This window comes from Clostridium carboxidivorans P7 (genome assembly GCF_001038625.1).
GTDB classification, from domain to species: Bacteria; Bacillota; Clostridia; order Clostridiales; family Clostridiaceae; genus Clostridium_AM; species Clostridium_AM carboxidivorans.
Genome location: NZ_CP011803.1, coordinates 3,783,329 through 3,809,305, shown reverse-complemented (window position 1 = coordinate 3,809,305; position 25,977 = coordinate 3,783,329). Strand labels below are relative to the sequence as shown.

Below are 25,977 nucleotides of genomic sequence, written 5' to 3'. Positions count from 1 at the left end.
TGATTAGTATTTATCTGGTTAAAGTTACACTCTTTTTAACTACATAGTAGGATTAGTTGTAAAAGTATGTAGGGCATTATTATACATATGTTTACAACTAACCTTATGTAGATTTTTTATTTTTAATTATTTATTATTTTTGTTTTTATTAAAGTTAATTAAGCAGCCAGATAATAAAATTTCTATTTCATTGTCTGTAAGTTGACCAACATTTAGAGATATTTCTTTCATTTCATCGCCTACGATATAACCCTTGATTTCAGATTTTCTTTCCCTAATTGAATTTACTACATCTGTAAGGTAAATGAAGTCTCCACATTTAAATTCTGGTTGCTTATCAGTAAGTAATGGCAATATTCCCCAGTTAATAAGGTTCGAACGATATCTTTTAGTAGCATATTCTTTTGCTATATTTGCAAATCCACCTAAAACCTTTTGACAGCTTGCTGCTTGCTCTCTTGCAGAACCATCTCCTGGTTTATTAGCATAGATCATGCTTCCAATTAATGTATTATTTTTATCAAAATTACTGAGCTTAGCTGTAAGCTTTTCATAAGCTGCTTTTAAAGCTGCATTATCTTCTTCAGGTACAGATCCTTCTAATCTCTTAATTTCAGCAGCTTGAATTTCTTTTGAACGACCTACATAATTTGGGTCTTTTCTAGAAAGTGCAAAGCTTGCTAATTTATGAGGATTTGAACGATAGCTTGACGTATCTCCTGATGGAATAAGCTCATCTGTTGTAGTTACTGGATCTAATAATACTGATGCTACTTGAAGAAGCATGTTATCTGTTAATGGCTCCATAGTTGGCCAATCTGTTATGTTTGGACCAAATCTTAATTCTGTAGCATCATTTCCTTTGTCGTAAGATTGTAATACTCTGTTATCATATATAGTCTTATTGAAATAATACTTTGGAATTTCAGGGTTAATGCCTTCAAGTTCAGTAGCTGCTGTAATAAGTCCTTTGTTAACTGATGTGGCTGCAATTGAACGGGCATCCATTAACGCAACTGAAGCAATTTGTCCATCTCCTGGTTTTGAACCTTCTCTGTTAGGGAAGTTTCTTGTAGTATGTCTAATTGACAAAGAGTTATTTGCAGGAGTATCTCCACCACCGAAACATGGTCCACAGAAAGCTGTTTTTAATACTGTTCCTGTTGACATAAGTTTTGAAGCCACCCCGTTATCCACTAAACTTTGATATACTGGCATACTTGATGGATAAACACTTAGAGTGAATTCGTCAGTTCCGATTGATTTTCCGTCAAGTATACTTGCTGCAGCACATACATTTTCATAATTTCCACCTGCACAACCTGCAATAGAACCTTGCTCAGAGAATAGTCTTCCATTTTTTACTTTATCTTTTAAAGTGAACTTTAAGTTTGTTCCTTCAAAGAATTTTTGGCCTTCTTTTTCTACTTTGTCTAAAATGTCCATCATATTTGAATTAAGTTCATTAATTGTATAAACGTTACTTGGATGGAATGGAAGTGCTATCATTGATTGTACTTTAGATAAGTCAACAGTTATCATCTTATCATAGTAAGCAACTTCTCCTGGTTTAAGTTCTGCATAATCATTTCCTCTTTGGTGAACTTCAAGATATTCTTTTACTTTATTATCTGTATGCCAAATTGATGTAAGACATGTAGTTTCAGTAGTCATTACATCTATACCGCTTCTATATTCAACACTTAAGTTTTTAATTCCAGGTCCAACAAATTCCATAACTCTATTTTTAACGAAGCCGCTTTTAAATACAGCACCAATTATGCTAAGAGCAATATCTTGTGGTCCAATACCTGGGTTTGGTGTTCCAGTAAGATAAACACCAACAACTTCTGGATAATCTACATCATAGGTGTTTGATAGTAACTGTTTAACTAATTCTCCGCCGCCTTCACCTATTGCCATAGTTCCTAGAGCACCATAACGAGTATGACTATCTGAACCTAGAATCATTTTTCCACATCCAGCCATCATTTCTCTCATATATTGGTGGATAACTGCAATATGTGGTGGAACAAAAATTCCGCCATATTTTTTAGCTGCTGATAATCCAAATAAATGGTCATCTTCATTAATTGTTCCTCCAACTGCACAAAGACTGTTGTGGCAGTTTGTTAGTACATAAGGTATTGGAAATTTTTCAAGACCTGAAGCTCTTGCAGTTTGAACAATACCTACAAAAGTTATATCGTGAGATGTCAAAGCATCAAATTTTAATTGTAATTTATCAGGATTACCTGATTTATTGTGATTTTGTAAAATATCATAAGCTATAGTATTTTTCTTAGCTTCTTCTTTATTAAGATATTTTTCACCTAATTTAGATTTAATAGATTCATCAGATTCTTTGCTATTGAAAATTAAATCATTACCGTTTAATAAATATGCGCCTTCGCCGTATAAATTGATCATGACTACCTCCTAGTATGTAAATTTTGAAAAAATTAAAAATTTTAATTTTTATACTTTGAATTATAGCACAGAAATAGATAATGTTCAACATTTGTTTTTTAAAAATACAAATGTTAAACATTTGGACTTTAAAAAAACAAATGTTGAAGAGGCTTTTATATAATGTTATAATGAATTACACGTTTTTAATAATTTTATGGATAAATCAGAAGAAATTGCAGTTAAAGATATAAATACTTTTAAATTTGTCTTAAAAATGATAAAATATATTACGAATTGTTTCATAGAAGAGGGATAATAATGTTTAATGATTATGATAAAATGAATGAAGAAGAAAAAGATGAGGTTTTATCGAAGGTTGCACATATGTATTACAATGAAAATAAAACTCAATCTGAAATTGCAGACTATTTTTCAACAACGAGGTTTAAGGTTTCAAAATGGATTCAAGATGCAAGAAATAAAAATATAGTAGAAATAACCGTACATACTTCTAATAATAGAAATACAAAGTTAGAGAATATATTTAAAGAAAATTTTGCTTTGCAGAATGTTATTATTCTTAATAATCACTATATACCATATGAGGATACTTTACGACAGCTAGGTAAGTTGGGTGCAGAATATCTAAATAGAATAATTACATCAGATTCAATAATAGGTGTTCTATGGGGGAAGACTGTTTATAATATAATAAATCAGGTTAGTGCTAATAATAATCAGTTCATGAATATTACTGCTTTGCAGATAGTTGGTAGTGTAGCTAAAGATAATCCTATTTTAGATTCACCAGAACTTATTAAAAATTTAGCAGCAGCGTATAATGGTAAATATAAATTCTTACTTGCACCTTTATATATTGAAGATGATTATATAAGAGAAAAAATAATTGATGAACCTGTTATTAAAGATGCTATTGAATATGGTAAAAAAGCAAATATTATTCTTACTGGTATAGGTGGCGAAACATGCACATCTCTATATAGTAACATATGGGGAAAATATATGGATAAATGCGATTTACAAAATACAAATGCAGTAGGAAGTATTTATGGACGTGTTATTGATAAAGATGGCAATGTGTGTGATATAGATATTAATAAAAAAGTTGTGGGAGTTGATATGGAATCTATATTAAAGGTTAGATACCGTATAGGAATAGTAGTTGGAAAACATAAAACAGATGCTACAATTGGCGCTTTAAAAGGTAATCTTATTAATATTCTTATTACAGATACGGACATGGCTATTAGTATTTTAAAAAAATGTAATATTAAATTTGATTAAAAAATCCAACTAGAATAAAATTGTTTGAAAGGCAATATGTAATTTTTGTATTCATTAGAAAATTACATATTGCCTTTTATAAGTGAAACCTATGTTATAAACTATTAATAAATAATATGTGTACCACTTTTTTCAAACTCTTTTAAAGTGCTTGAATGATTAGATTCATCAACATACCCAAGGCCATTTGCAAGAATAGTAACATTAAAGCCATTTTTCTGAAGTTCAAGTATTGTTTCTTTGACACAGTACTCACTGGCAATTCCACATATTATAATTTCATTATCAAGTTTATCATATAGTTTTTCATTTTTTATGTTTAATGCATTATAGGCTGAATACTCTTCAACGTCATCATTGATACCTTTCTTAAAAACAATTTCAGCATTTTGTGGGGATTTGTTTTTATCTTTTATTCCAAGAGTAAATTCCTTAGAAAGTGAAGCGCCTTCAGTGTCTTCAACACAGTGAACAGGCCATATTCCACCATTATTTTGAAATGATTTATTGGTGATTTTGTGCCAATCACAGGAATAAAATACTTTCAATTCTGGATTTTTATTAATATAGTCTACAATGTTTAATACAGCTTTTTCTGAATTTTGGCATGCAAGACTGCCAGTTATAAAATCATTTTGACAATCAATTATTAATAATGATTTTTTATTCATAATAATCACCTCCAACCCCATATAAATTTAATGTAAAGTTTATAGAGAAGCTAGAAAGGTTTCATATGTGTCATCGAAGGAGTCATATGGGTATGGATTTCCACCATTTGTACTTTTGCATTGGTTGTCACTAAATTCTTGTCCAATTGCAAAAAGTTCACCAACAGTTATGTGATGTCCTGCAGCACAAGCTATTTTGCAAAATTCATCCATAGGATCATCTGCTGAACGTGTTGCAAGGAGCTTCTCTCTTAACGAAGGATCTTTTTTAGCATCAGAATGAAGCAGTTCCAATTCTTTATTTATATCGTTCATAATTACATCTCCTTATACTCTAAATTAATAATATTATTATAGCACTACAGCAGGATTTAACAAAATTAATTATTACATTAAAAGACAATTAAGGTAGTTTAAAACTAATTATTTAGTTTTAAACTACCTTAATGTGTTGGTATTGTATATTATTTCTTCATTTTGTTTTTGTTAAAGTTAATTAAGCAGCCAGATAATAAAATTTCTATTTCATTGTCTGTAAGTTGACCAACACTTAAGGATATTTCTTTCATTTCATTGCCTAAGATATAGCCCTTGATTTCAGGTTTTCTTTCTCTAATTGAATTTACTACATCTGTAAGATAAATAAAGTCTCCACATTTAAATTCTGGTTCTCCATCCATAAGTAATGGTAGTATTCCCCAGTTAATAAGATTTGAACGGTATCTCTTAGTAGCATATTCTTTTGCTATATTTGCAAATCCGCCTAAAACCTTTTGACAGCTTGCTGCTTGTTCTCTTGCAGAACCATCTCCTGGTTTATTCGCATAAATCATGCTTCCAATTAGTGTATTCTTCTTATCAAAATTGCTGAACTTAGCTGTAAGCTTTTCATAAGCTTCTTTTAAAGCTGCATTATCTTCTTCAGGAATAGATCCTTCTAATCTCTTAATTTCAGCAGCTTGAATTTCTTTTGAACGACCTACATAATTTGGGTCTTTTCTAGAAAGTGTAAAGCTCGCTAACTTATGAGGATTTGAACGATAGCTTGATGTATCCCCTGATGGAATAAGTTCATCTGTTGTAGTTACTGGATCTAATAATACTGATGCTACTTGAAGAAGCATATTATCTGTTAATGGCTCCATCTTTGGCCAATCTGCAATGTTTGGACCAAATCTTAGCTCTGTATCATCATTTCCTTTATTGTAAGATTGTAATACTCTGTTATCATATATAGTCTTATTGAAGTAATACTTTGGAATTTCAGGATTAATGCCTTCAAGTTCAGTAGCTGCTGTAATAAGTCCTTTGTTAACTGCTGTTGCTGCAATTGAACGAGCATCCATTAATGCAACTGAAGCAATTTGTCCATCTCCTGGTTTTGAACCTTCTCTGTTAGGGAAGTTTCTTGTAGTATGTCTAATTGATAAGGAATTGTTTGCAGGAGTATCTCCACCACCAAAGCATGGTCCGCAGAAAGCTGTTTTTAAAACAGTTCCTGTTGGTATAAGTTTTGAAGCAATTCCATTATCCACTAAGCTTTGATATACTGGCATACTTGATGGATAAACACTTAAAGTAAATTCTGCATTTCCAATAGATTTTCCGTCAAGTATATTTGCTGCTGCACAAATATTTTCATAATTTCCCCCTGCACAACCTGCAATTGATCCTTGTTCAGAGAATAATCTTCCATTTATAACTTTATCTTTTAATGAGAATTTTAAGTCAGTTCCCTTGAAGAGTTTTTGTCCTTCTTTTTCTACCTTATCTAAAATATCCATCATATTTGCATTAAGTTCATTAATTGTATAAACGTTACTTGGATGGAATGGAAGTGCTATCATTGATTGTACTTTAGATAAGTCAACAGTTATCATCTTATCATAGTAAGCAACTTCACTTGGGTTAAGTTCTGAGTAATCATTTCCTCTTTGGTGCACTTCAAGATAATCCTTTACTTTATCATCTGTACACCAAATTGATGTAAGGCATGTAGTTTCAGTAGTCATTACGTCTATACCAGTTCTATATTCAACACTTAAGTTTTTAATTCCAGGTCCAACGAATTCCATAACTCTATTTTTAACGAAGCCGCTTTTAAATACAGCACCAATTATGCTAAGAGCAACGTCTTGTGGTCCAATGCCTGGGTTTGGTGTTCCAGTAAGATAAACACCAACAACTTCAGGATAATCTACATCATATGTGTTGGATAGCAGCTGCTTAACTAATTCTCCGCCGCCTTCACCTATGGCCATAGTTCCTAATGCACCATAACGAGTATGACTATCTGAACCTAAAATCATTTTTCCACATCCAGCCATCATTTCTCTCATATATTGGTGGATAACTGCAATATGTGGTGGAACAAAAATTCCGCCATATTTTTTAGCTGCTGATAATCCAAATAAATGGTCATCTTCATTAATTGTTCCTCCAACAGCACAAAGACTGTTGTGGCAGTTTGTTAGTACATAAGGTATTGGGAATTTTTCAAGACCTGAAGCTCTTGCTGTTTGAACAATACCTACAAAAGTTATATCATGAGATGTCAAAGCATCAAATTTTAATTGTAATTTATCAGGATTACCTGATTTATTGTGATCTTGTAAAATACCATAAGCTATAGTATTTTTCTTAGCTTCTTCTTTATCAAGGTATTTTTCACCTAATTTAGTTTTAATACATTCATCAGATTCTTTGTCGTTGAAAGTTAAATCATTGCCGTTTAACAAATATGCGCCTTCGCCGTATAAATTGATCATGAGTACCTCCTGTAAATATTATAAAATTTAGATAAATCTTACTAATTGAAAGTTCTTCATTTTTATAATTCAAATTATAACATATAAAAAAGTAATATTCAAAATTTGTTTGTTGATTTTACAAATGTTTAACGTTTGTAAACATAATAAACAAATGTTGAATCAATTACCATTGAATGGTGAAATAAAGTGCAAGCTTTTTCATTAAATATGCTTTTGATTTTTCGGAAAAACTGTTTTTAAAATAGAAATAAACTCTTTGGCAGCTACTGAAAGATATCTGCCTTTTTTGTAGGCAACTATTACATCTCTAGTGGGTCTCAATTTGTCAATTGAACAATAAAGTGGATAAGGTTCTGTTTGATGAGCTGATATTAACGTATCAGGAACAAAAGTGATACCCATACCTGCTTTTGCTAATGCATGAGCGGCTTCAATACTTTCACTTTCAAGTATAATTCGCGGAGAAAAACCAGCTTGCTCACAAAGTGAAGTAGCCATTTTATGCAATTTTTGATCCCTCTTTAGCAAAATAAATGGCTCATTTTTAAGTTCTTTAAGCTCAATTGTAGGATGAGTAGATTTAGCAGAAGTTTTATATTTAATCTTACTTTGTATAGGATGATTTGGAGGAATTACAACTAGTATTTCCTCTGAGAATATGGTTTCAAAGTCAAGCATGTCATTTTTCATTGGGGTTGTTATTAAGTCAATATCAGTTGAACCTTTCACTGCTAAAGTTTCTAGGGTACTAGAGATATCTTCGATAAGAACTACTTCAATATCAGGAAATTTATCATGAAAGATTGGAAGGATCTTTGGCATAATGTAAGTGCTTCTAACTGGAGAAAGTCCTATAATAACACGACCTTTTTTTCGATTAGCAATATCGTTAATTTGTTGATACAGCTGATCTTTTAGATCTAAAATATTCTTAGCTGTTTCAATATACAGCTCTCCTGCAAATGTAAGCTTTAATGGGGAGGAAGATCTATCAAAAAGTTGAGTACCTAATTCAAGTTCTATTTTTTGAATATATTGACTCAATGAAGGTTGAGATATAAATAATTTATGTGCAGCTTTAGAAAAATTTTTTTCTTCAGCTACTGTTAATACATATTGTAATTGTCTAAAATCCATTAGAATATCCTCCTTGACTACTATAGGTTAATAGTTATAATGTTTATATTAATTATAGTATTAGATATATTATATATTACATGATAGAATATGACTAGATAAATATTAGAATTCAACAAAGTTTAGATAATTGGCGGAAAGGTTGTTATTTATGATAAATTTAATTATGACTTTAATTGTTGCAATTCTTGGTGGTACTATTGCACTGCGTCTTAAAATTCCAGCAGGTGCCATGGTAGGGTCTATGGTGGTTGTAGCTGTGTTTAGTGTTATTACAGGACATGCATTTATTCCACAGAATATAAAAATCATAACTCAAATATGTGCTGGAGCATATATTGGAGCCAGTATAAAACGTAAAGACGTATTGGAAATGAGGTTAATAATAAAGCCTGCTATTTTAATGGTGGTAAGCATGATAACTTTAGATCTTTTTATGGGATATGTAATGTTTAGAGTTACAAGAATTGATTTAATAACAGCGTTATTTTCAACAGCGCCTGCAGGTATTGTAGATATGTCCCTTATAAGTGATGATTTTGGAGCAGATACTTCAAAGGTAGTTGTTTTGCATCTTATTAGACTTGTTACTGTACTAATTGTGTTTCCTCCAATGATGAATTTTATAGCTAAGAGCTTTAAAAATGAAGATAAAAATGCTTTGGATGAAATAGCTAGTAGTGTTGATGAAGCAAATTTACAAAGAAAATCAAATAGAACAAAAAATAAAAGCACATTAAAAGAAAAATCAATAAATTTATTAATAACTACAGTTTTAGCTTTAGCAACTGGTTTAATTGGATATATACTAAAAATTCCAGCTGGTACAATGACATTTTCAATGGCTGCAGTAGGTGCTCTAAATGTAATTTTTGATAAAGGCTTCATGCCGCTAAATCTTAGAAGATTAACTCAAATGTTTGCAGGAGCTCTCATAGGATCAAGAGTTACATACGGAGATATAGTGCAGCTAAAAAGCATATTAATACCCGCTTTTATCCTTTTGATAGGTATTATTTCTGTTAATTTATTTATTGGATTTTTAATAAATAAAACTAGTGGACTTGAACTTATAACTTCTCTTTTAGCTAGTGCTCCTGGTGGATTATCAGATATGGCACTTATAGCAAAGGAGTTGGGAGGAGACGCACCTAAAATTGCCATTCTGCATACAGTAAGAGTTGTAACTGTAATTGGTATTTTTCCATTATTAATTAAGATTGTCACCTCGTGAAAAAACAAGTATATGATATTAACTCAACTTTTGTAGAGGACAATTGTCATCTGTCCTCTGAAAATTGAGGTATTAAGTACAAAACTATTTATACACAGAATTCATATCCTATTCCCCATACGGTTTTTATATGTTTTGGTTTACGTGGTATATCTTCAATTTTATTTCTAAGATATTTTATATAAACCATTATGCTATTGTCATCGCTGTTATTACCTTGCCAAACACTTTGGTAAAGTTGTTCTTTTGAAAATACCTGGTTTGGATGTTCCATAAAGAACTTCATAAGCTTTGTTTCTTTTGAAGATAGTTTGAGTTCTATATCATTTTTATAAAATTTATACGTATTCAAGTCATATTTAAAAGGAAAATGAACTATTATGTTTGAGTCAGTATTTTCGTGTAATATTTCTTTACGTCTTTTTATTTTTGATTTTACCTGTGCAGAAAGAACTGAAGGGCTAAAAGGTTTTGTGATATAACTATCTGCACCTATGTCTAGGCCTTTTATAATATCTTCATCATCTTTCTTACCACTAAGAAAGATAATTGGAAGTTGTAAGTTATGTTTCCTGATTTCTCTTGCAACGTCATATCCAGATATATCATCCATCAATATGTCTAATAGTACTAAGTCAAAGCTGTATTTATTTATCATTTCAAGGGCTTGGCTTCCATTTTGAGCTTGATAAACTAGCATATCTTGAGTTGAAAGTATTTTATAAATTAATTTTCTTATAGGTTCTTCATCTTCAACAATAAGTATTCTGATTTGTTCCATAATTAACCTCACAGTATAAAATTTTAATTAATATATAGTAATTAATTAAAACAGAAAACAATTACATAGTAATAAACACTAAACAAAATATAGTAACAACTGAAAAGGTGTACATTACAAAAAAATATGTATAAGGTATATATTGTAAAAAAATATGTTAGGAAAAATGGCTTAAAATTTAATTATAATTGTAATACAATTATAATTGAACTGCAAGAGCATAATTATTATTTTGAGTGGAGGTAAAAAGGTGATTATAAGGATATTTGATATATTAAGAGAAAAATTAGTACCAAAAAATAAAGTTGTAAGAACAGTTATATATATACTTTTAGTTATAATTTTAAGTGGGTTTATATATCTTGCATACAATGAATATAAAAAGACAATTATAGTTCAACAGGAGCAGCAAATGCTGAGTATTTCAAGGTCTATATCCCGGAGTATAGAAATGTATACTGATGATGCTATGGATAGTGTAGAGGCTATTGCTTTAGATAAGGATTTTATTAAAAGTATCTCCTATATTGAAAATGGAGAAATGCTTGATGTTTATGATAATAAAATTAGGTCCTATTATGAAGCGAAGGATGATGCTATAGATTCAATTTGCTTTTATAATAAGAATGGAAAACTTGTAACACAGTACCCAAAAAGTTTACAAAATACGGATAGTGTTCTTCAAACAGATATTGATGCTGCTATATCAAAGAAAAAGACTTACATTGGAAAAGTGCACTTAAACAAAAGTAAAGACATTTTTATTTACAGTGTATATCAACCCATTTTTGATGGAGACAATTTTAAAGGTGTGATTTCAGTACAACTAAGAGTTGATGCTATCTATAAAAAGTTAATTGCTGATGTAAAAGTAGGAGAAAAGGGATATGCAATGGTTAAAGATCAAGATGGAATAATAATTATGCACCAATTAAAAGAACAAATTGGCATAGATGTTATTGAAACGAGAAAACAAATGCATCCTGGATTAGATTTTCGTGAACTTGAAGAGTTAATAGATCACCAACTTAAAGGAGATGAAGGTACTGCAATCTATCACTCCTATTGGTGGTGGGAGTCATCCTTGAAAAAAGCAAAAAAGCTTAATGCCTATACTCCTGCTAAGCTTGGCAATTATTTTTGGATTGTTGCAGTGACAATGTCTTATGATGAAGTACAAAGACCTATTAATAGATTTTTAGTTATAGTTATTGGAATAGTTATAATAATTATCATAATTATATACTTTTTTCTTTCGGAATTATTCAGAATGAAAAAAAATAAAGAAGCACTTGAGAAAGAAACAGAATACTTAAGAATTTTAAATGAATCTTCTGAGAAACTTAGAAAAAAAGAGGCGGAGCTTTATCATTCTCATAAGCTAAAAATGATTGGTACACTTGCTGGTGGAATTGCTCATGATATTAATAATTTACTTACTCCTATATTGGGGTATTCAGAATTATTGCTTATGAGAACTGGAGAAGATGAGGAATATTATGAAGATATTGAGGAGATACTTAAGGCTTCAAAAAAAGGAAAAGATTTAATTGAACAAATATTACTTTTTACTAGAAATGATAAAGAGAATGTTAAAATAGAACCAGTTAATATTAATGATATAATTAAAGAAACTATAAATCTTTTAAAAGCAGTTATACCTAAGAATGTAACTCTTAAAGAAAACATAAACAAAGATTGTGGATATATAAAAGCTAATCCTACTCAAATTCATCAAGTTATATTTAACTTATGTACAAATGCTTATCAGTCAGTAGGAAATAGCAGAGGTGAAGTTGAAATATGTTTAAATACTGTTAGCGGAATAGAGGCTAACAATATTAGTAATGTGCTTTCGGAAAAACATGATTATGTTGAATTGATGATTAAAGATGATGGTTGTGGAATTGATGAGGAAACTAAAAAGAGAATTTTTGATCCTTTCTTTACTACAAAGGATATTGGAAAAGGATCTGGTTTAGGATTGTTTGTAGTTCAAAGTATAGTAAATAGATATGGTGGAGTAATAATGGTGGATAGTGAGATAGACATGGGAAGTTGTTTTAAGGTTTATCTACCTTTAGTCAATGAAGAGTCCGATATGGATAAAAGCGAAAATTCAGAGCGTAAGTTACTTGAAGATAAGTTAAGTTATAAAAAAAGAATATTAGTAATAGATGATAGTTTAGAAAACATAAAAGTAATAAAAAAATCTTTAGAACATGTTGGCTTTCAGGTGGTAGCAAGAACAGATGGAAGAAAAGCAATAAAGTTATTTAAGAAGAATAGTAAAAAATTTGATATTGTTATTACTGATTATATGATGCCCAATATTAAAGGAATTGAGCTAGCAGCAGAAATTAAGAAAATAAAAAATGATGCAGCTGTTATACTGATGTCTGGATATGTTGATGAAAGTGATGTGAATTATAACTCTATTGTTGATGCTTTTGTTAGAAAACCTATAGAATTATCTGAACTTTTAGAGGCAATAAATAAAATTATATGATATTTATTAAATAAAAACATCAAATAACAATAATTGTAATTTTTGCTGTCTGATATTTATTAACAATTTAATAATCTTTAATATTATTTTAAGAATTTATTAATACCATTTTAAGAATTGTAAGAAAGTTATAACGAATATTATAAAATGTCGAAAAACATATTGTAGAAAACGATTTAGCATCATATAATAAAAAACAAGCTGGCCAGGTTTGTTAAATAATTATTATTGATATCGTTTTCGAAAAATGTGGAGGTGTACAAAGTTATGTCATTATTAACTATATTAGGTTATAGTATTGTTGTAGTTTTCATGGTTCTAATTATGACGAAACGTTTGACTGCGTTTTCAGCTCTTATAATAGTACCAATTGTGTTTGCATACATTGGAGGCTTTGGTCTCACTATTGGAAAGTTTGCGCTTACAGGTATTAAAGGGGTAGCAACAACATCAACTATGTTATTATTTGCAATTCTTTTCTTTGGTATTATGATAAATGTTGGATTGTTTGATCCACTTGTTAAAGCAATTGTAAAGTTTGTAAAGGGAGATCCAGTAAAAGTACTTGTTGGAACAGCAATTTTAGCAGCACTTGTATCTGTTGATGGTGATGGATCAACAACTACTATGATAGTATGTTCTGCTTTACTACCAGTATATAAAAAGCTTAAAATTAAGCCACTTTATTTAGCTACTATAATAATAATGCAAAATTCTATAATGAATCTTTTGCCTTGGGGAGGACCAACTGCCCGTATAATAGCAGCATTAAAGCTTGAAAGTTCAGAAATATTAAATCCTTTAATTCCAGGAATGATACTTGCTATTATATATGTTATTGGTGTTGCTTATATACTTGGATTAAAGGAACGTAAGAGATTAGGCATTGTACAAATTAGCGAAGCAGCTTTTGCAGAATTAGCTGCTACATCAGAAGAAGAAGAAGCTCTTAAGAGACCAAAACTTATATGGGTTAACTTCATATTAACTATAGCAGTTATGGTTATATTAATTATGGGTGATATTCCATCTTCTGTAATATTTGAAGTAGGTGCAGCATTAGCACTTTTAATTAACTATCGTGACATAAAAACACAAAGAGAAGTTATTGAAAGAAATGCTGGAAATGCTGTACAGGTTATAGTTATGATACTTGCAGCAGGAATATTCATGGGAATATTGACAGAAAGTGGAATGGCAACAGCTATTGCTAAAAACTTAGCTTCAGTAGTTCCAAAATCACTAGGATCACATTGGACTGCAGTTACAGCAGTTATTAGTGTACCAGGTACATTTATGCTTTCAAATGATGCTTTCTATTTAGGTGTTCTTCCTGTTCTTGCAAAAACAGGTGTAGCTTATGGATTTACTCCATTACAAATTGGTATTGCAGCTACAATGGGACAGGCATTCCACTTATTAAGTCCACTTGTTGGATTCATATATTTACTATTACAATTAACAGGAGTAGATATGGGAGAATGGCAAAGACATTCTGCTAAATGGTCAATAGGTACATTTATAATATTTGTATTAGCAGCGTCACTTACAGGTGTTATGCCTTTATAAAAGTACATAATTTCAAATATTATTTACAAATAAGAAAAAGCTCCTAGGGGAGCTTTTTCAGGCTGTTGATAAACATATTTTGTCAGCAGCCTTTTAAATTTTTAGCCCGATAGGGCTTTTTTTAAATTCAAAAAGGATTTTAAGATTTTGTGTAGAATTAATATAATATCAGATTTTTTAAGGAGTTAACTATTATGATTAAAGAAAATAATTCTGCACAGCAACAATTAGAGTTAGTATATATAGAAAATTTAGTTCCCAAAGATCATATCTTAAGGAAAATTGATAAATATATAGATTTTTCATTTATAAGAGATTTAACTAAGGACTTCTATTGTCCTGATAATGGACGACCAGCAATTCAGCCAGTAGTTTTATTCAAAATGTTATTTATAGGTTACTTATTTGCAATAAGATCAGAGCGACAGCTCGTGAAAGAAATTGAAGTAAATGTAGCTTATCGCTGGTTTTTAGGATTTTCATTAACAGATAAAATCCCAAGTCATTCTACTATAAGCCAAAATAGAATAACAAGATTTAAGGATACAAATATATACCAAGAAATCTTCGATAATATTGTATTTCAAGCAATAAATAAAAAATTGGTAGATGGTAAAATTCTATATACAGATTCTACACATTTGAAAGCTAACGCTAATAAAAACAAGTTTACAAAAGAACAAATTACACAATCAACCAAAGACTATTTTAATGAGTTAGAAGAAGACATTAATAAGGATAGAGTAGCTCATGGAAAACAACCTCTAAAAAAAAAGATAAAATAGAAAAAACTAAAGAAATTAAGACCAGTACTACAGACCCTGATAGTGGCTATATGCATAGGGATGGAAAACCAAAAGGATTTTTTTATTTAGATCATAGAACTGTAGATGGAAAGTATAACATAATAACAGATGTTTATGTAACGCCTGGTAACATAAATGATGTAGATCCTTATATAGAAAGACTAGATGTTCAAATTAAAAAGTTTAATTTGCAAACTAAATATGTTGGAGCCGATGCTGGTTATTCTACTAATAATATTTGTAAACAAATATTTGAACGAGAACTAAAAGCAGTTATGGGCTATAGACGTAGTCCTCATGTAAAAGGTAAATTTACTAAATTTAGATTCCAATATGTTAAAGAACAAGATGTATATTATTGTCCAGATTTAAGAGCATTAGAATATAGAACTACTAACCGTGATGGTTATAGAGAATATGTATGTAAAATCGAGTACTGCAGCCAATGCAATAAAAAAGAAAATTGCTTATCAGATAAAAGCAAAAGAAAAGTTGTTTATCGCCATGTCTGGGAAGATTACAAGGATGAAGTAATCAAATTTACTAAGACTGATAAAGGAAAATGGCTATATAAAAGAAGAAAAGAAACTATCGAGCGTAGCTTTGCAGATTCAAAAAATCTCCATGGTCTGCGCTATTGTCGCATGCGTGGAATTAAAAAAGTTTCTGAACAATGTTTGTTAACAGCAGCAGTTCAGAATATGAAAAAGATAGCCAGGGTGCTATCGCACCTATTTTTGCAATTTTTAAAGAATTCACTAACCAATTTATGGATAACATTCTCTTTTTATATGCTACCGCATAAATATTTAAGACAAAATTAAACCCAGCACTTTAAAAATGCTGGGTTTATGAACAATCTGAAAAAGCTCCTAGGGGAGCTTTTTCTTATTTTATAAATAGTTTGAATTTATAATCTTTTCAAAATTACATTTTAAGATGATATTTTAAATGGTTTATTGTTGTTTAAAACTTATTATGTAGTATAATATACTTACGATGGAAAGGAGGTTTTTTATGACGGATTATATGGATGAATTTGTAAAGAATACGAATTTTAATCAGAACAAACCAATAAGGGAAATAGTATATGAAGGTTTAAGAAAGACAATTATTAGCGGCGTTGTTCCAGTAGGGGAAAGAATTATAGAAAAAGAATATGCTGGAAGATTGAATATTAGTAGAACACCTGTAAGGGAAGCATTAAGAAAATTGGAAGAAGAAGAATTAGTTGAAAGTGTACATCGTATAGGGGTAGTAGTAAAAAGAATTTCAAAGGAAGATGTTATTGAGGTCTATAAGATAAGACATTCATTAGAAGTATTGGCAACTACAACTGCAATGGAAAATATAACTCCAGAGGAACTGGAAGAATTAGAAGCATTACTGAATTTAACAGAACAGAAAAATAGAGAAGGCGATGTTAAAGAAGTAATAAGATTGTTTGGAGAATTTAATTCTTTAATATATAAAGCTAGCAAAATGAAAAGGTTAGCTAGTATGATTAGCAAGTTAAATGATTACATTGGAAAATTTAGGGACATTTCTATAACTGATGATGAGAGAAGAGAAAAAGCTCTAGTTGAGCATAGACAAATTTTAAAGGCAATATCGGAAAAAAATACTGAGGGCATTGATAAAATTGTAGAAAGACATTTACATATTTCACTAGATATTGTGTATTCAACGATGAAAGATGAGGAATAAAATATTGAAACAAAATAATGAATTTGCACACTATATAGCTTCTTTAGCACAAAGATCAATACTTTATGAGGTTAGTACGACTCCTAAACCTGGATTAGTAGATCGTGATAATACAGGTTCACATAAGGACATGGATTTTTTTACCTTCATGGCAAGTAGTTCAGCACTTTATAATGGCTTATATGAATGTGTTCTTGAAGGTATTTCTTTTAATGAGTTAGATAGTACAAAGCTCATGGATAGGTTGAGGGCTCCAGGTATTAAATGTGAGAAATCTATGTTTGAAGCTACAAAAGGTGTTAATACTCATAAGGGAATAATATTTTCACTAGGAATTCTTTGTGCAGCAGTAGGTAATTTATATAGAAAACATAAAAAAGAAAATTTTTTTATAGAAGAAGTTTGTAATGAAGTAAAAGATATTACTAGGGATTTGACAGTTAAAGATTTTAAAGGAATTAATACAAAAACTAATCTAACTCATGGTGAACGGCTATTTAAAGAATATGGATTTAAGGGTATACGTGGTGAAGTAGAAGGTGGTTTTCAAACTGTTCAAAAGCAGGCAATACCAATCATTAGACAGTGGACTAAAAATAGACAACTTTCTATTAATGATTTGTTTTTACAAGTTTTGATGAGCATTATGACTGAAAGTGAAGATAGCAATGTAGTTATTAGAGGAGGAATTGAAAGTCTTACTTATACTAAAAATATATCAAAAGAATTTATAAAGATTGGTGGAATGAATCAAATTGATGCAATAAAAAAATTAGAAGTTATGAATATAAAGTTTGTGGAAAAAAATATAAGTCCTGGTGGTTCTGCAGATCTTCTTGCAGTAAGTATTTTTCTTGGATTTATTGAAGGAATCATCAGCTAGGATAGAACAAGGCTTAGGGATACTTGAAAGTGTCCCTATTTTTTTCGACAAAAAAACAGGGAAAATATGAGAAAAACATCAAAAGTGCAGGAAAGAACATCAAAAAAACTTGGTCGTGGAAGAACTCTGTCTTATAATTAAATTACAGAATGAAACTCTTAATTTGTTAAAGGAGGGAAGTAAGAATTATGATTATGGATTACGGCCTTCAAGATAGAAGAATATTTTTAGATGATTTAGGTGAAAGAAAAAAAGTTGAATTATTTTTAAACAATGAAGGTATTAGGTTGGATAAAAATCTTGAGTACACTATTGGAGTTTATGATTCAAAACAATTAGTGGCAACAGGTTCATTTTTTAAAAATACTTTAAGATGCCTAGCTGTAAGTTCAGACTATAAGGGACAAGGAGTAACCAATATGTTGGTTTCGGAGCTTATGAGTGAACAATATTACAGAGGTTATACGGATATATTTCTGTATACCAAATGTGATACAGCAAAATTTTTTCAAAATGCAGGATTTAATGAAATTGCTAGAATAGAAGATGCAGTTGTATTAATGGAAAACAACCCCAATGGGATACAACAATATGTTAAGAGTTTATCAAAAAAAAGAGTAGATGCTGATAAGGTAGCTAGCATTGTAGTTAATGCAAATCCATTTACTCTTGGACATCAGTACTTGATAGAAAAGGTTGCAAGTGAAAATGATGTTGTTCATCTATTTGTGGTTTCAGAGGATGCATCAATTATACCATTTTCAGTTAGATATGACCTTGTAAAAAAAGGTACAAAGCACTTAAAAAATGTCATTATTCATAAAGCAGGAAATTATATTATATCTAGTGCTACATTTCCATCATATTTCATTAAGGATGGAAGATCAGTAGTTGACACTCATGCAAGATTGGACTTAGAAATATTTAAAAGGTACATTGTGCCAGCATTAGGCATAAACAGAAGATATGTAGGAGAAGAACCTTATTGTAAAGTAACAAGAAAATATAACGAAATAATGAAATCAACTCTGGAAAAAGCAGGTGTAGAATGCATAATAGTTCCAAGGTTGGAATTGAAGGGTGAAGCAATAAGTGCTTCAAAAGTTAGGAATTATATAAAAGAAGGAAAAATGGCTGAAGTTAAAAAACTAGTTCCAAACAGCACTTATGAATATTTTAAATCTAAAGCTGCAGCGGAATTAGTAGAAAAAATTAAAAATAATATTGGAAGACACTAAAGGGAGGTACAATTAATGGAAATTAAACAAGTCTCAATAGCTGGAACTTTGGAATCAAGTGACATACAGGTAAGAATTGAACCTAAGGAAGAAGCTGGAATAGAGATTGAATTAAAGAGTAGTGTTGAAAAACAATTTGGAAGACAAATAAGAAAAGTTATAAAAGAAACTTTAGAAACTATGAAAGTTGAAAATGCAAAAGTAATGGCTATAGATAAAGGAGCATTAGATTGCGTAATAAAGGCAAGAGTTGAATGTGCTACTTTTAGAGCAGCAGGATTAACTCAAAATATAAACTGGGAGGTAATTGACTAATGGGACGTTTAAGAAGAACCATGATGTTTTTACCAGGTAGCAATGCTGGTATGGTTAAAGATGCTTATATTTATGGAGCTGACTCACTAATGTTTGATTTAGAGGATGCAGTCGCATTAACTGAAAAGGATTCAGCTAGACTTTTAGTATATAATGCTATAAAAACTGTGGACTATGGTAATACAGAAATAGTTGTAAGAGTAAATGCCTTAGATTCACCTTATGGAAGAGATGATATAGAAGCTGTTGTAAGAGCTGGTGTTGATGTAATAAGATTACCAAAAACTGAAACAGCACAGGATATTCTTGATGTTGAAGCTGTAATTGAAGAAGTAGAAAAGAAAATCGGAAGAGAAGTAGGTTCTACTAGAATGATGGCTGCAATTGAAAGTGCATTAGGAATTATAAATGCATACGATATTTGTAAGTCAAGTAAACGTCTTATAGGTGTAGCAATAGGTGCAGAAGATTATGTTACTAACATGAAAACTAAGAGATTCCCTGACGGAATGGAACTTTTAGGTGCAAGAACTCAGCTTATAATAGCAGCAAGAGCAGCAGGAATAGCTTGTTTTGATACTGTATATAGTAATGTTGATAATGAAGAAGGCTTCAGAAATGAAGTTAAATTAATACATCAATTAGGCTTTGATGGTAAATCAATAATAAATCCAAGACAAATAGCTCCAGTAAATGAAATTTATACACCAACAGATGCTGAAATAAAGAAATCTGTAGATGTTGTAAGAGCAGCAAAAGATGCAGCAGAAAGAGGATTAGGTGTTATCTCTCTTAATGGTAAAATGGTTGATAAACCAATTATTGAAAGAGCAGAAAGAGTACTTGAATTAGCAAAAGCTGCAGGCGTGTATAAGGAGGAAATCTAATATGAAGAACGTTATAGGTAGAGAGATTCCAGATGAAGTTTTAAAAGGAAAAAGAATATTTAAAGGACAGTTTGCGCATACTGGTGAAGTAGCTAAAGTAGCTCCAACAATTAAACATGTTAATCCTGGTGAAACTAAATTAGTAGACAGCTTAGAAGAAGCAATCAAAAAGACAGGATTAAAAGACGGAATGACAATATCTTTCCATCACCATTTTAGAGAAGGAGACTTCGTTCTAAACATGGTAATGGATATCATAGCTAAAATGGGAATAAAGAACTTAACAGTAGCTGCAAGCTCTTTAAGCAATGTTCATAAAGAATTAGTTAAACATATTAAAAGTGGTGTAGTTACAAATATCACTACAAGTGGTTTAAGAGGAGAATTAGCAGAAGCTATTTCTAATGGATTAATGGAAAATCCAGTAATCGTTAGATCACATGGTGGAAGAGCAAGAGCTATAGAAGCAGGAGAGTTAAAAATAGATGTAGCATTTTTAGGTGCATCATCTTGTGATGATTATGGTAATGCTAGTGGAATAGGTGGAAAAGCTAACTGCGGATCTTTAGGATATGCAAAAATTGATGCAGAATATGCTAATAAAGTAGTTATAATCACTGATACTTTAGCAGATTTTCCTAATGTTCCAGCAAGTATTGATCAAACATTTGTTGATTATGTAGTTAAGGTTGATGCTATAGGAGATCCATCAGGTATAGCTTCAGGTGCTACAAGATTTACAAAAAATCCTAAGGAATTATTAATTGCTGAAAATGCAGCTAATTTAATAATAGGATCTCCATACTTTAAAGATGGATTTTCATTCCAAACAGGTTCAGGTGGATCTACACTAGCTGTTACTAGATTCATAAAAAATGAAATGATAAAAAGAGGATATGTAGCAAGTTTTTCACTTGGTGGAATCACAAAACCAATGACTGAAATGCTTGAAGAAGGATTAATAAAACATATTTTCGACGTTCAAGATTTTGATTTAGGTGCTGTAGAGTCAATAGCTAAAAATCCAACACATCATGAAATAAGTTCTTCTTTCTATGCAAATCCTCACAACAGAGGACCAATTGTAAACAAACTTGATGTAGTTGTGCTTTCAGCATTAGAAGTAGATACTGATTTTAATGTTAATGTTATAACTGGTTCTGATGGAGTTGCTAGAGGAGCTTCAGGTGGACACTGTGATACAGCAGCTACTGCTAAATTGACTATAATAGTTACACCATTAGTTCGTGGAAGAATACCAACTGTAGTTGATTCTGTTAATACAGTAATTACACCTGGCGAAAGTGTAGATGCTATAGTTACTGAAGCAGGAATTGCTATTAACCCTAAGAGAACTGATTTAGTAGAAGTATTTAAAAATAGTGGACTTCCATTAGTTACAGTTGAAGAGTTAAGAGACAAGGCTAAGAAGATAGTTGGAGAAGCTGATCCAATTCAATATGACGACAAAGTAGTGGCACTTGTTGAATACAGAGATGGAAGCATCATTGATGTAATAAGAAAAGTAAAGTAATTACAAAGTAATAAGAAGAGGTGTTTCAGATGGGTGTATCCTTCAAAGGTGAAGAACAAAATATTCAAGATATATTGAGTTCAAGAGATGAAAGAGTACAAATTCAGCAGTATTTCTTAAAAAAGTATAAGAGTCCACTTATTTCTTATAAGCTTAATATTCCTGGACCTGTTAAATATAATTCTTTTATTAAAAAAATATTTGATGATGGGTTGTTAGCTGCTAAAAATGAGTTGGCGAAAGCTTCTATTGAAATTATTGATGAAAAATTGCTTTATAAAAATAGTGGACCAGAATATTTTGCATCCTTTAAGGATACACCATCTTTTATTAAAGAAATAACCACTAAAATTGAAGAAACACATCCTTTAGGCAGATTGTTTGATTTTGACGTTCTGGACTTAGAGGGAAATCAGTTAAGTAGGCAGGAAATTGGAAGAGAACCTAGGAAATGCTTGTTATGTGGAAGAAACGCTTTTGAATGTGGTAGATCAAGGAAACATAGCGTTGATGAATTGCTAGATCATATTGAAAAAATTGCTTTAACTTATTTTAATCGAGGAAGTATATAATGTTTTAGCAAAACTTTTACATTCTGCTGTCACATCTCCCGAAACTGAGAAATGCGACAGAAAAATGTAAAAAACTTTCTGCATTCTTTATAGAATAGAGAAGATAATATTAAAAGAACATACAAGTATTAAAATATTTAGGGAGGTTAAAGTCCTAAATGGACTTTAACGGGTAATTTGTGAGCTGGAGCGAACGGATTAAATTACCCAGTGCTTCCGACTAAAAGGAGGAATATAGTAGTGAATCCAGTAAAAATTACAGAAACATCACTAAGAGATGGTCATCAATCTTTAATTGCTACCAGGCTTACAACTGAAGAGATACTACCTATCCTAGAAAAAATGGACAAGGTTGGATATTATTCATTGGAAGTTTGGGGAGGAGCAACCTTTGATGCATGTCTTCGTTTTTTAAATGAAGATCCATGGGAAAGATTGAGGAAGATACGTAAGATTGTTAAAAATACTAAGTTACAAATGCTTTTAAGAGGTCAAAACCTTTTAGGATACAAACATTACCCTGATGATGTTGTTGAAGCATTTATTAAGAAATCTGTTGAAAATGGAATAGATATAATCAGAGTTTTCGATGCTTTAAATGATGTAAGAAACCTTGAAACTTCAATTAAAGCAATAAAAAAAGCAGGTGCTCACTGCCAATGTGCAATAAGCTATACAACAAGTAAAATTCATACTATAGACTATTTTGTAGAACTTTCAAAGAAGATGGAAAGTGTTGGAGCAGATTCAATTTGTATAAAGGATATGGCAGGTATACTAACTCCTTTTTCAGCTTATGAACTTGTAAAGAGATTGAAAGAGGCAGTAGATATTCCTTTAGAACTTCACACTCACAGCACAAGTGGTATTGCGTCAATGACATATCTAAAAGCTGTAGATGCAGGAATAGATATAATTGACACTGCAATTTCACCATTTGGAGAAGGAACATCACAACCTTCAACAGAATCAATGGCATTGACACTTAAAGAAGGTAATCGTGGACCTGAGCTTAATACTGATTTATTAGGAGAAATTGCTGATTATTTTAAACCTATAAAAGAAAAATACAGAGAATCAGGAATATTGAATCCAAAAGTAATGGATGTTGAGCCAAAGACTATAAAGTACCAGGTACCAGGAGGAATGCTTTCCAACCTGTTATCCCAGTTAAAAGCACAGCGTGCAGAAGATAAATATGAAGATGTACTTAAAGAAATACCTAGAGTAAGGGAAGACTTAGGATTTCCACCTCTAGTTACTCCGTTAAGTCAAATGGTAGGAACTCAAGCAGTATTTAATATACTAGCAGGTGAAAGATATAAAATGGTTCCAAAGGAAATTAAGGAATATGTTAGAGGTCTTTATGGAACTTCTCCAGCACCAATTAGTGATGAAATTAAGAAAAAGATTATTGGAGATGAAGAAGTTATAACTGTAAGACCAGCAGATTTATTACAACCAGAATTAGAAAACTATAAGAAAGAAGTTGGAGATTTAGCTAACTCCTTAGAGGATGTACTTTCTTATGCTCTATTCCCTCAAGTTGCTAAAAAATTCTTTGAAAATAGGTTAAATCCTAAAACAGAAGATATTAATGAAGCAAAAAACAGTAATGAAGTAAAAGACAATAGTGAAAAAGTACAGTATATTACAGTTACTATGTAACAACTTGAGAAGATATGATGACAATATTTGATAGAGTTATGAAGAGTATCAAGGAGGTGAAATACAATGGGAAATAGCGTAAATTTTTCAGAAACAGTTATTATTGCATTTGGAGCTTTAGCAGTAGTTTTTGCTATATTAGTATTATATGCAATATCAATGGTTTCTAAGCTATCTCAAGCAATAATAGAGTTTAAATCAGGAAACAGTGCAGCACAAAATACTGTACAAAACTTTACTAATAGTAATAATGTTACATCTCAAAACCCTGTGCAGACTTTCAATGATGATAATGATGAAGAAGATAGATTGGTAGTAGCATTAGCTGCATCAATTATGGCTTCTAAAGAAAAACCAGATTCTTATTTTCATATATCAAAATTAACTAGGATAAAATAATTGATTAGGAAGGTGTTTAATTAATATGAAAAAATACATGATAAAGTTAAATGGTAAAGTTTATGAAGTGGAAATGGAAGAAGTAACTGCAGAAAATTCTGCTTCATTGTTAGAAAAACAAGCTTCAGCTACTAAAGAAACTGCTGCTACAACAATAGAACAAGAAGCACCAGCCGCAGCACCTTCTGCACCAGTTGCAGGAGCAGAAACTATAGAAGCTCCAATGCCAGGAAGCATAGTAAGCGTAGCTGTAAAAGTTGGAGATCAAGTTAAAAAAGGACAAGTTTTACTTGTATTAGAAGCAATGAAAATGGAAAATGAAATAGTTGCTGCAAGAGATGCGAAAATAGTTTCAGTAAATGTAGCAAAAGGCGATATGGTAAATCCAGGAGATGCTTTAGTTCAAATAGCTTAGGAAGAAAACGAGGAGGATAAAAATAATGGAATTTTTAATTCAAGGTATTGCGGCCATTACAATAAAACAGCTTGTAATGTGGGTTATCGGAGGAGTACTTATATATTTAGCTATTGCTAAAGACTTTGAACCAGCATTACTATTACCAATGGGTTTTGGAGCAATACTTGCTAATATACCTATGTCTGGAGCAATAACACAGACGTTAAACGGAACTCCAGTTGAGGGTATACTGGACTTCTTATTCAATAGTGGAATTTCAACAGAAGCATTTCCTTTACTATTATTTATCGGTATAGGAGCCATGATTGACTTCGGACCACTTTTATCAAATCCTTTTATGCTTTTATTCGGAGCAGCAGCTCAGTTTGGTATTTTCTTTACTATGTGCGCAGCAACACTTTTGGGTTTCGAATTAAAAGATGCAGCTTCAATAGGTATCATAGGAGCAGCCGATGGTCCTACTTCAATATTTGTAGCTAACTATTTTCATAGTAATCTTATAGCACCAATTACAGTTGCTGCATACTCATATATGTCACTTGTACCAGTAATTCAACCTTTTGCAATAAAATTAGTAACTACTAAAAAGGAAAGATCAATAAAAATGCCTTATAAACCAGAATCAATATCTAAGAAGACAAGAATATTGTTTCCTATAATAGTTACTGTGATTGCTGGATTAATAGCACCAACTTCTGTAGCCCTAGTAGGATTCTTAATGTTTGGAAATCTTATTAGAGAATGTGGTGTATTAGAGAGATTGTCAGTAACAGCACAAAATGAACTTGTAAATATCATAACTTTGTTACTAGGAATTACTATAGCTGCATCTATGAAAGCAGATCAATTTGTAACAATGAAGACTGCAGTTGTAATAGCACTTGGACTAGTAGCATTTATATTTGATACAATCGGTGGAGTAATATTTGCTAAGATCCTAAATCTTTTCTTAAAGAAAAAGATAAATCCAATGGTTGGTGCAGCAGGTATATCTGCATTCCCAATGTCATCTAGAGTAATACAGAAGATGGCAACTAAGGAAGACAGCCAGAACTTTATATTGATGCATGCAGTAGGAGCTAACGTTGCAGGACAAATAGCTTCAGTTATAGCCGGCGGACTAATAATGAACTTAATTAGATAAGATAAGGAAGGTGTTAT

22 protein-coding genes are annotated in these 25,977 nt (G+C 31.1%); 16 read left to right on the top strand and 6 right to left on the bottom strand.

Annotation, left to right across the window (positions count from 1 at the left end; all coding sequences use genetic code 11):
• Positions 1-126: 126 nt before the first annotated feature.
• Positions 127-2,430: a hydratase gene (locus Ccar_RS16940; RefSeq protein WP_007063470.1), complete on the bottom strand. Its 2,304-nt coding sequence runs from the start codon at positions 2,428-2,430 to the stop codon at positions 127-129.
• Positions 2,431-2,730: 300 nt separating this feature from the next.
• Between Ccar_RS16940 and Ccar_RS16935 the strand changes: the two genes are divergently transcribed.
• Positions 2,731-3,717, top strand: coding sequence for a sugar-binding transcriptional regulator (locus Ccar_RS16935; protein ID WP_007063471.1), 987 nt, complete (start codon positions 2,731-2,733; stop codon positions 3,715-3,717).
• A 104-nt stretch (positions 3,718-3,821) separates the two neighbouring features.
• Here Ccar_RS16935 and Ccar_RS16930 read toward each other — a convergent pair whose 3' ends face one another.
• The 4 genes from Ccar_RS16930 to Ccar_RS16915 form a co-directional block, all read right to left on the bottom strand.
• Positions 3,822-4,388 (bottom strand): isochorismatase family protein, encoded by a 567-nt coding sequence (locus Ccar_RS16930; RefSeq protein ID WP_007063472.1) that lies wholly within the window; start codon positions 4,386-4,388, stop codon positions 3,822-3,824.
• Between the two features lie 39 nt (positions 4,389-4,427).
• A complete protein-coding gene (locus Ccar_RS16925) occupies positions 4,428-4,703 on the bottom strand; it encodes a Nif11 family protein (protein WP_007063473.1) in 276 nt (91 codons plus the stop codon).
• A gap of 149 nt (positions 4,704-4,852) precedes the next feature.
• Complete coding sequence (locus Ccar_RS16920) at positions 4,853-7,156, bottom strand: hydratase (protein ID WP_007063474.1); 2,304 nt, start codon at positions 7,154-7,156, stop codon at positions 4,853-4,855.
• A gap of 204 nt (positions 7,157-7,360) precedes the next feature.
• Positions 7,361-8,296: a LysR family transcriptional regulator gene (locus tag Ccar_RS16915; RefSeq protein WP_007063475.1), complete on the bottom strand. Its 936-nt coding sequence runs from the start codon at positions 8,294-8,296 to the stop codon at positions 7,361-7,363.
• Positions 8,297-8,447: 151 nt separating this feature from the next.
• Here Ccar_RS16915 and Ccar_RS16910 point away from each other — a divergent pair, with 151 nt between their 5' ends.
• Positions 8,448-9,530: an AbrB family transcriptional regulator gene (locus tag Ccar_RS16910; protein ID WP_007064886.1), complete on the top strand. Its 1,083-nt coding sequence runs from the start codon at positions 8,448-8,450 to the stop codon at positions 9,528-9,530.
• A gap of 88 nt (positions 9,531-9,618) precedes the next feature.
• On the opposite strand, the gene Ccar_RS16905 is transcribed toward Ccar_RS16910, so the two are convergent.
• Positions 9,619-10,311, bottom strand: coding sequence for a response regulator transcription factor (locus Ccar_RS16905; RefSeq protein ID WP_007063477.1), 693 nt, complete (start codon positions 10,309-10,311; stop codon positions 9,619-9,621).
• Positions 10,312-10,561: 250 nt separating this feature from the next.
• Between Ccar_RS16905 and Ccar_RS16900 the strand changes: the two genes are divergently transcribed.
• The 14 genes from Ccar_RS16900 (at position 10,562) to Ccar_RS16835 (ending at position 25,960) form a co-directional block, all read left to right on the top strand.
• Positions 10,562-12,820 (top strand): sensor histidine kinase, encoded by a 2,259-nt coding sequence (locus tag Ccar_RS16900; RefSeq protein ID WP_007063478.1) that lies wholly within the window; start codon positions 10,562-10,564, stop codon positions 12,818-12,820.
• A 267-nt stretch (positions 12,821-13,087) separates the two neighbouring features.
• Positions 13,088-14,389, top strand: coding sequence for a CitMHS family transporter (locus Ccar_RS16895; protein ID WP_007063479.1), 1,302 nt, complete (start codon positions 13,088-13,090; stop codon positions 14,387-14,389).
• A gap of 194 nt (positions 14,390-14,583) precedes the next feature.
• Positions 14,584-16,019, top strand: a protein-coding gene (locus Ccar_RS16890) for an IS1182 family transposase (RefSeq protein WP_416101003.1) whose coding sequence is annotated in 2 segments (ribosomal slippage) — positions 14,584-15,166 and positions 15,166-16,019 — 1,437 coding nt in all. Because the reading frame shifts where the segments join, the coding sequence is not laid out codon by codon here.
• Positions 16,020-16,212: 193 nt separating this feature from the next.
• Entirely contained in the window at positions 16,213-16,902 is a 690-nt protein-coding gene (locus Ccar_RS16885; protein WP_007060770.1) for a GntR family transcriptional regulator, read from the top strand.
• 4 nt (positions 16,903-16,906) lie between these two features.
• Positions 16,907-17,785 carry a triphosphoribosyl-dephospho-CoA synthase CitG gene (gene citG / locus Ccar_RS16880; protein WP_007060771.1) on the top strand — a complete coding sequence of 293 codons (879 nt, stop codon included), beginning with the start codon at positions 16,907-16,909 and terminating at the stop codon, positions 17,783-17,785.
• 188 nt (positions 17,786-17,973) lie between these two features.
• A complete protein-coding gene (gene citC, locus Ccar_RS16875; RefSeq protein ID WP_341390336.1) occupies positions 17,974-19,023 on the top strand; it encodes a [citrate (pro-3S)-lyase] ligase in 1,050 nt (349 codons plus the stop codon).
• Positions 19,024-19,038: 15 nt separating this feature from the next.
• Complete coding sequence (gene citD / locus Ccar_RS16870; RefSeq protein ID WP_007060773.1) at positions 19,039-19,338, top strand: citrate lyase acyl carrier protein; 300 nt, start codon at positions 19,039-19,041, stop codon at positions 19,336-19,338.
• Positions 19,338-20,225 carry a citrate (pro-3S)-lyase subunit beta gene (gene citE / locus Ccar_RS16865; RefSeq protein ID WP_007060774.1) on the top strand — a complete coding sequence of 296 codons (888 nt, stop codon included), beginning with the start codon at positions 19,338-19,340 and terminating at the stop codon, positions 20,223-20,225. Before citD ends, citE begins: the two co-directional genes overlap by 1 nt.
• Before the next feature lies 1 nt (position 20,226).
• Entirely contained in the window at positions 20,227-21,759 is a 1,533-nt protein-coding gene (gene citF, locus Ccar_RS16860) for a citrate lyase subunit alpha (RefSeq protein ID WP_007060775.1), read from the top strand.
• Positions 21,760-21,788: 29 nt separating this feature from the next.
• Positions 21,789-22,331: a citrate lyase holo-[acyl-carrier protein] synthase gene (citX, locus tag Ccar_RS16855; RefSeq protein ID WP_007060776.1), complete on the top strand. Its 543-nt coding sequence runs from the start codon at positions 21,789-21,791 to the stop codon at positions 22,329-22,331.
• Positions 22,332-22,571: 240 nt separating this feature from the next.
• Entirely contained in the window at positions 22,572-23,999 is a 1,428-nt protein-coding gene (locus tag Ccar_RS16850; protein ID WP_007060777.1) for an oxaloacetate decarboxylase subunit alpha, read from the top strand.
• A gap of 66 nt (positions 24,000-24,065) precedes the next feature.
• Positions 24,066-24,398, top strand: a complete 333-nt coding sequence (locus Ccar_RS16845) for a hypothetical protein (RefSeq protein ID WP_007060778.1) — start codon at positions 24,066-24,068, stop codon at positions 24,396-24,398.
• Positions 24,399-24,423: 25 nt separating this feature from the next.
• Positions 24,424-24,813 carry a biotin/lipoyl-containing protein gene (locus Ccar_RS16840; RefSeq protein WP_007060779.1) on the top strand — a complete coding sequence of 130 codons (390 nt, stop codon included), beginning with the start codon at positions 24,424-24,426 and terminating at the stop codon, positions 24,811-24,813.
• Between the two features lie 25 nt (positions 24,814-24,838).
• A complete protein-coding gene (locus tag Ccar_RS16835) occupies positions 24,839-25,960 on the top strand; it encodes a sodium ion-translocating decarboxylase subunit beta (protein WP_007060780.1) in 1,122 nt (373 codons plus the stop codon).
• Positions 25,961-25,977: the final 17 nt, after the last annotated feature.

Excerpts from the sequence above, each read along its gene's own strand:
- Ccar_RS16905 (WP_007063477.1), bottom strand. The coding sequence starts at position 10,311 with ATGGAACAAATCAGAATACTTATTGTTGAAGATGAAGAACCTATAAGA.
- Ccar_RS16915 (WP_007063475.1), bottom strand. The coding sequence starts at position 8,296 with ATGGATTTTAGACAATTACAATATGTATTAACAGTAGCTGAAGAAAAA.
- Ccar_RS16845 (WP_007060778.1), top strand. The coding sequence starts at position 24,066 with ATGGGAAATAGCGTAAATTTTTCAGAAACAGTTATTATTGCATTTGGA.
- Ccar_RS16885 (WP_007060770.1), top strand. The coding sequence starts at position 16,213 with ATGACGGATTATATGGATGAATTTGTAAAGAATACGAATTTTAATCAG.
- Ccar_RS16840 (WP_007060779.1), top strand. The coding sequence starts at position 24,424 with ATGAAAAAATACATGATAAAGTTAAATGGTAAAGTTTATGAAGTGGAA.
- citC (WP_341390336.1), top strand. The coding sequence starts at position 17,974 with ATGATTATGGATTACGGCCTTCAAGATAGAAGAATATTTTTAGATGAT.
- citD (WP_007060773.1), top strand. The coding sequence starts at position 19,039 with ATGGAAATTAAACAAGTCTCAATAGCTGGAACTTTGGAATCAAGTGAC.
- Ccar_RS16835 (WP_007060780.1), top strand. The coding sequence starts at position 24,839 with ATGGAATTTTTAATTCAAGGTATTGCGGCCATTACAATAAAACAGCTT.
- citE (WP_007060774.1), top strand. The coding sequence starts at position 19,338 with ATGGGACGTTTAAGAAGAACCATGATGTTTTTACCAGGTAGCAATGCT.
- Ccar_RS16935 (WP_007063471.1), top strand. The coding sequence starts at position 2,731 with ATGTTTAATGATTATGATAAAATGAATGAAGAAGAAAAAGATGAGGTT.
- Ccar_RS16895 (WP_007063479.1), top strand. The coding sequence starts at position 13,088 with ATGTCATTATTAACTATATTAGGTTATAGTATTGTTGTAGTTTTCATG.
- Ccar_RS16925 (WP_007063473.1), bottom strand. The coding sequence starts at position 4,703 with ATGAACGATATAAATAAAGAATTGGAACTGCTTCATTCTGATGCTAAA.
- Ccar_RS16910 (WP_007064886.1), top strand. The coding sequence starts at position 8,448 with ATGATAAATTTAATTATGACTTTAATTGTTGCAATTCTTGGTGGTACT.
- Ccar_RS16920 (WP_007063474.1), bottom strand. The coding sequence starts at position 7,156 with ATGATCAATTTATACGGCGAAGGCGCATATTTGTTAAACGGCAATGAT.
- citX (WP_007060776.1), top strand. The coding sequence starts at position 21,789 with ATGGGTGTATCCTTCAAAGGTGAAGAACAAAATATTCAAGATATATTG.
- Ccar_RS16940 (WP_007063470.1), bottom strand. The coding sequence starts at position 2,430 with ATGATCAATTTATACGGCGAAGGCGCATATTTATTAAACGGTAATGAT.
- citF (WP_007060775.1), top strand. The coding sequence starts at position 20,227 with ATGAAGAACGTTATAGGTAGAGAGATTCCAGATGAAGTTTTAAAAGGA.
- Ccar_RS16930 (WP_007063472.1), bottom strand. The coding sequence starts at position 4,388 with ATGAATAAAAAATCATTATTAATAATTGATTGTCAAAATGATTTTATA.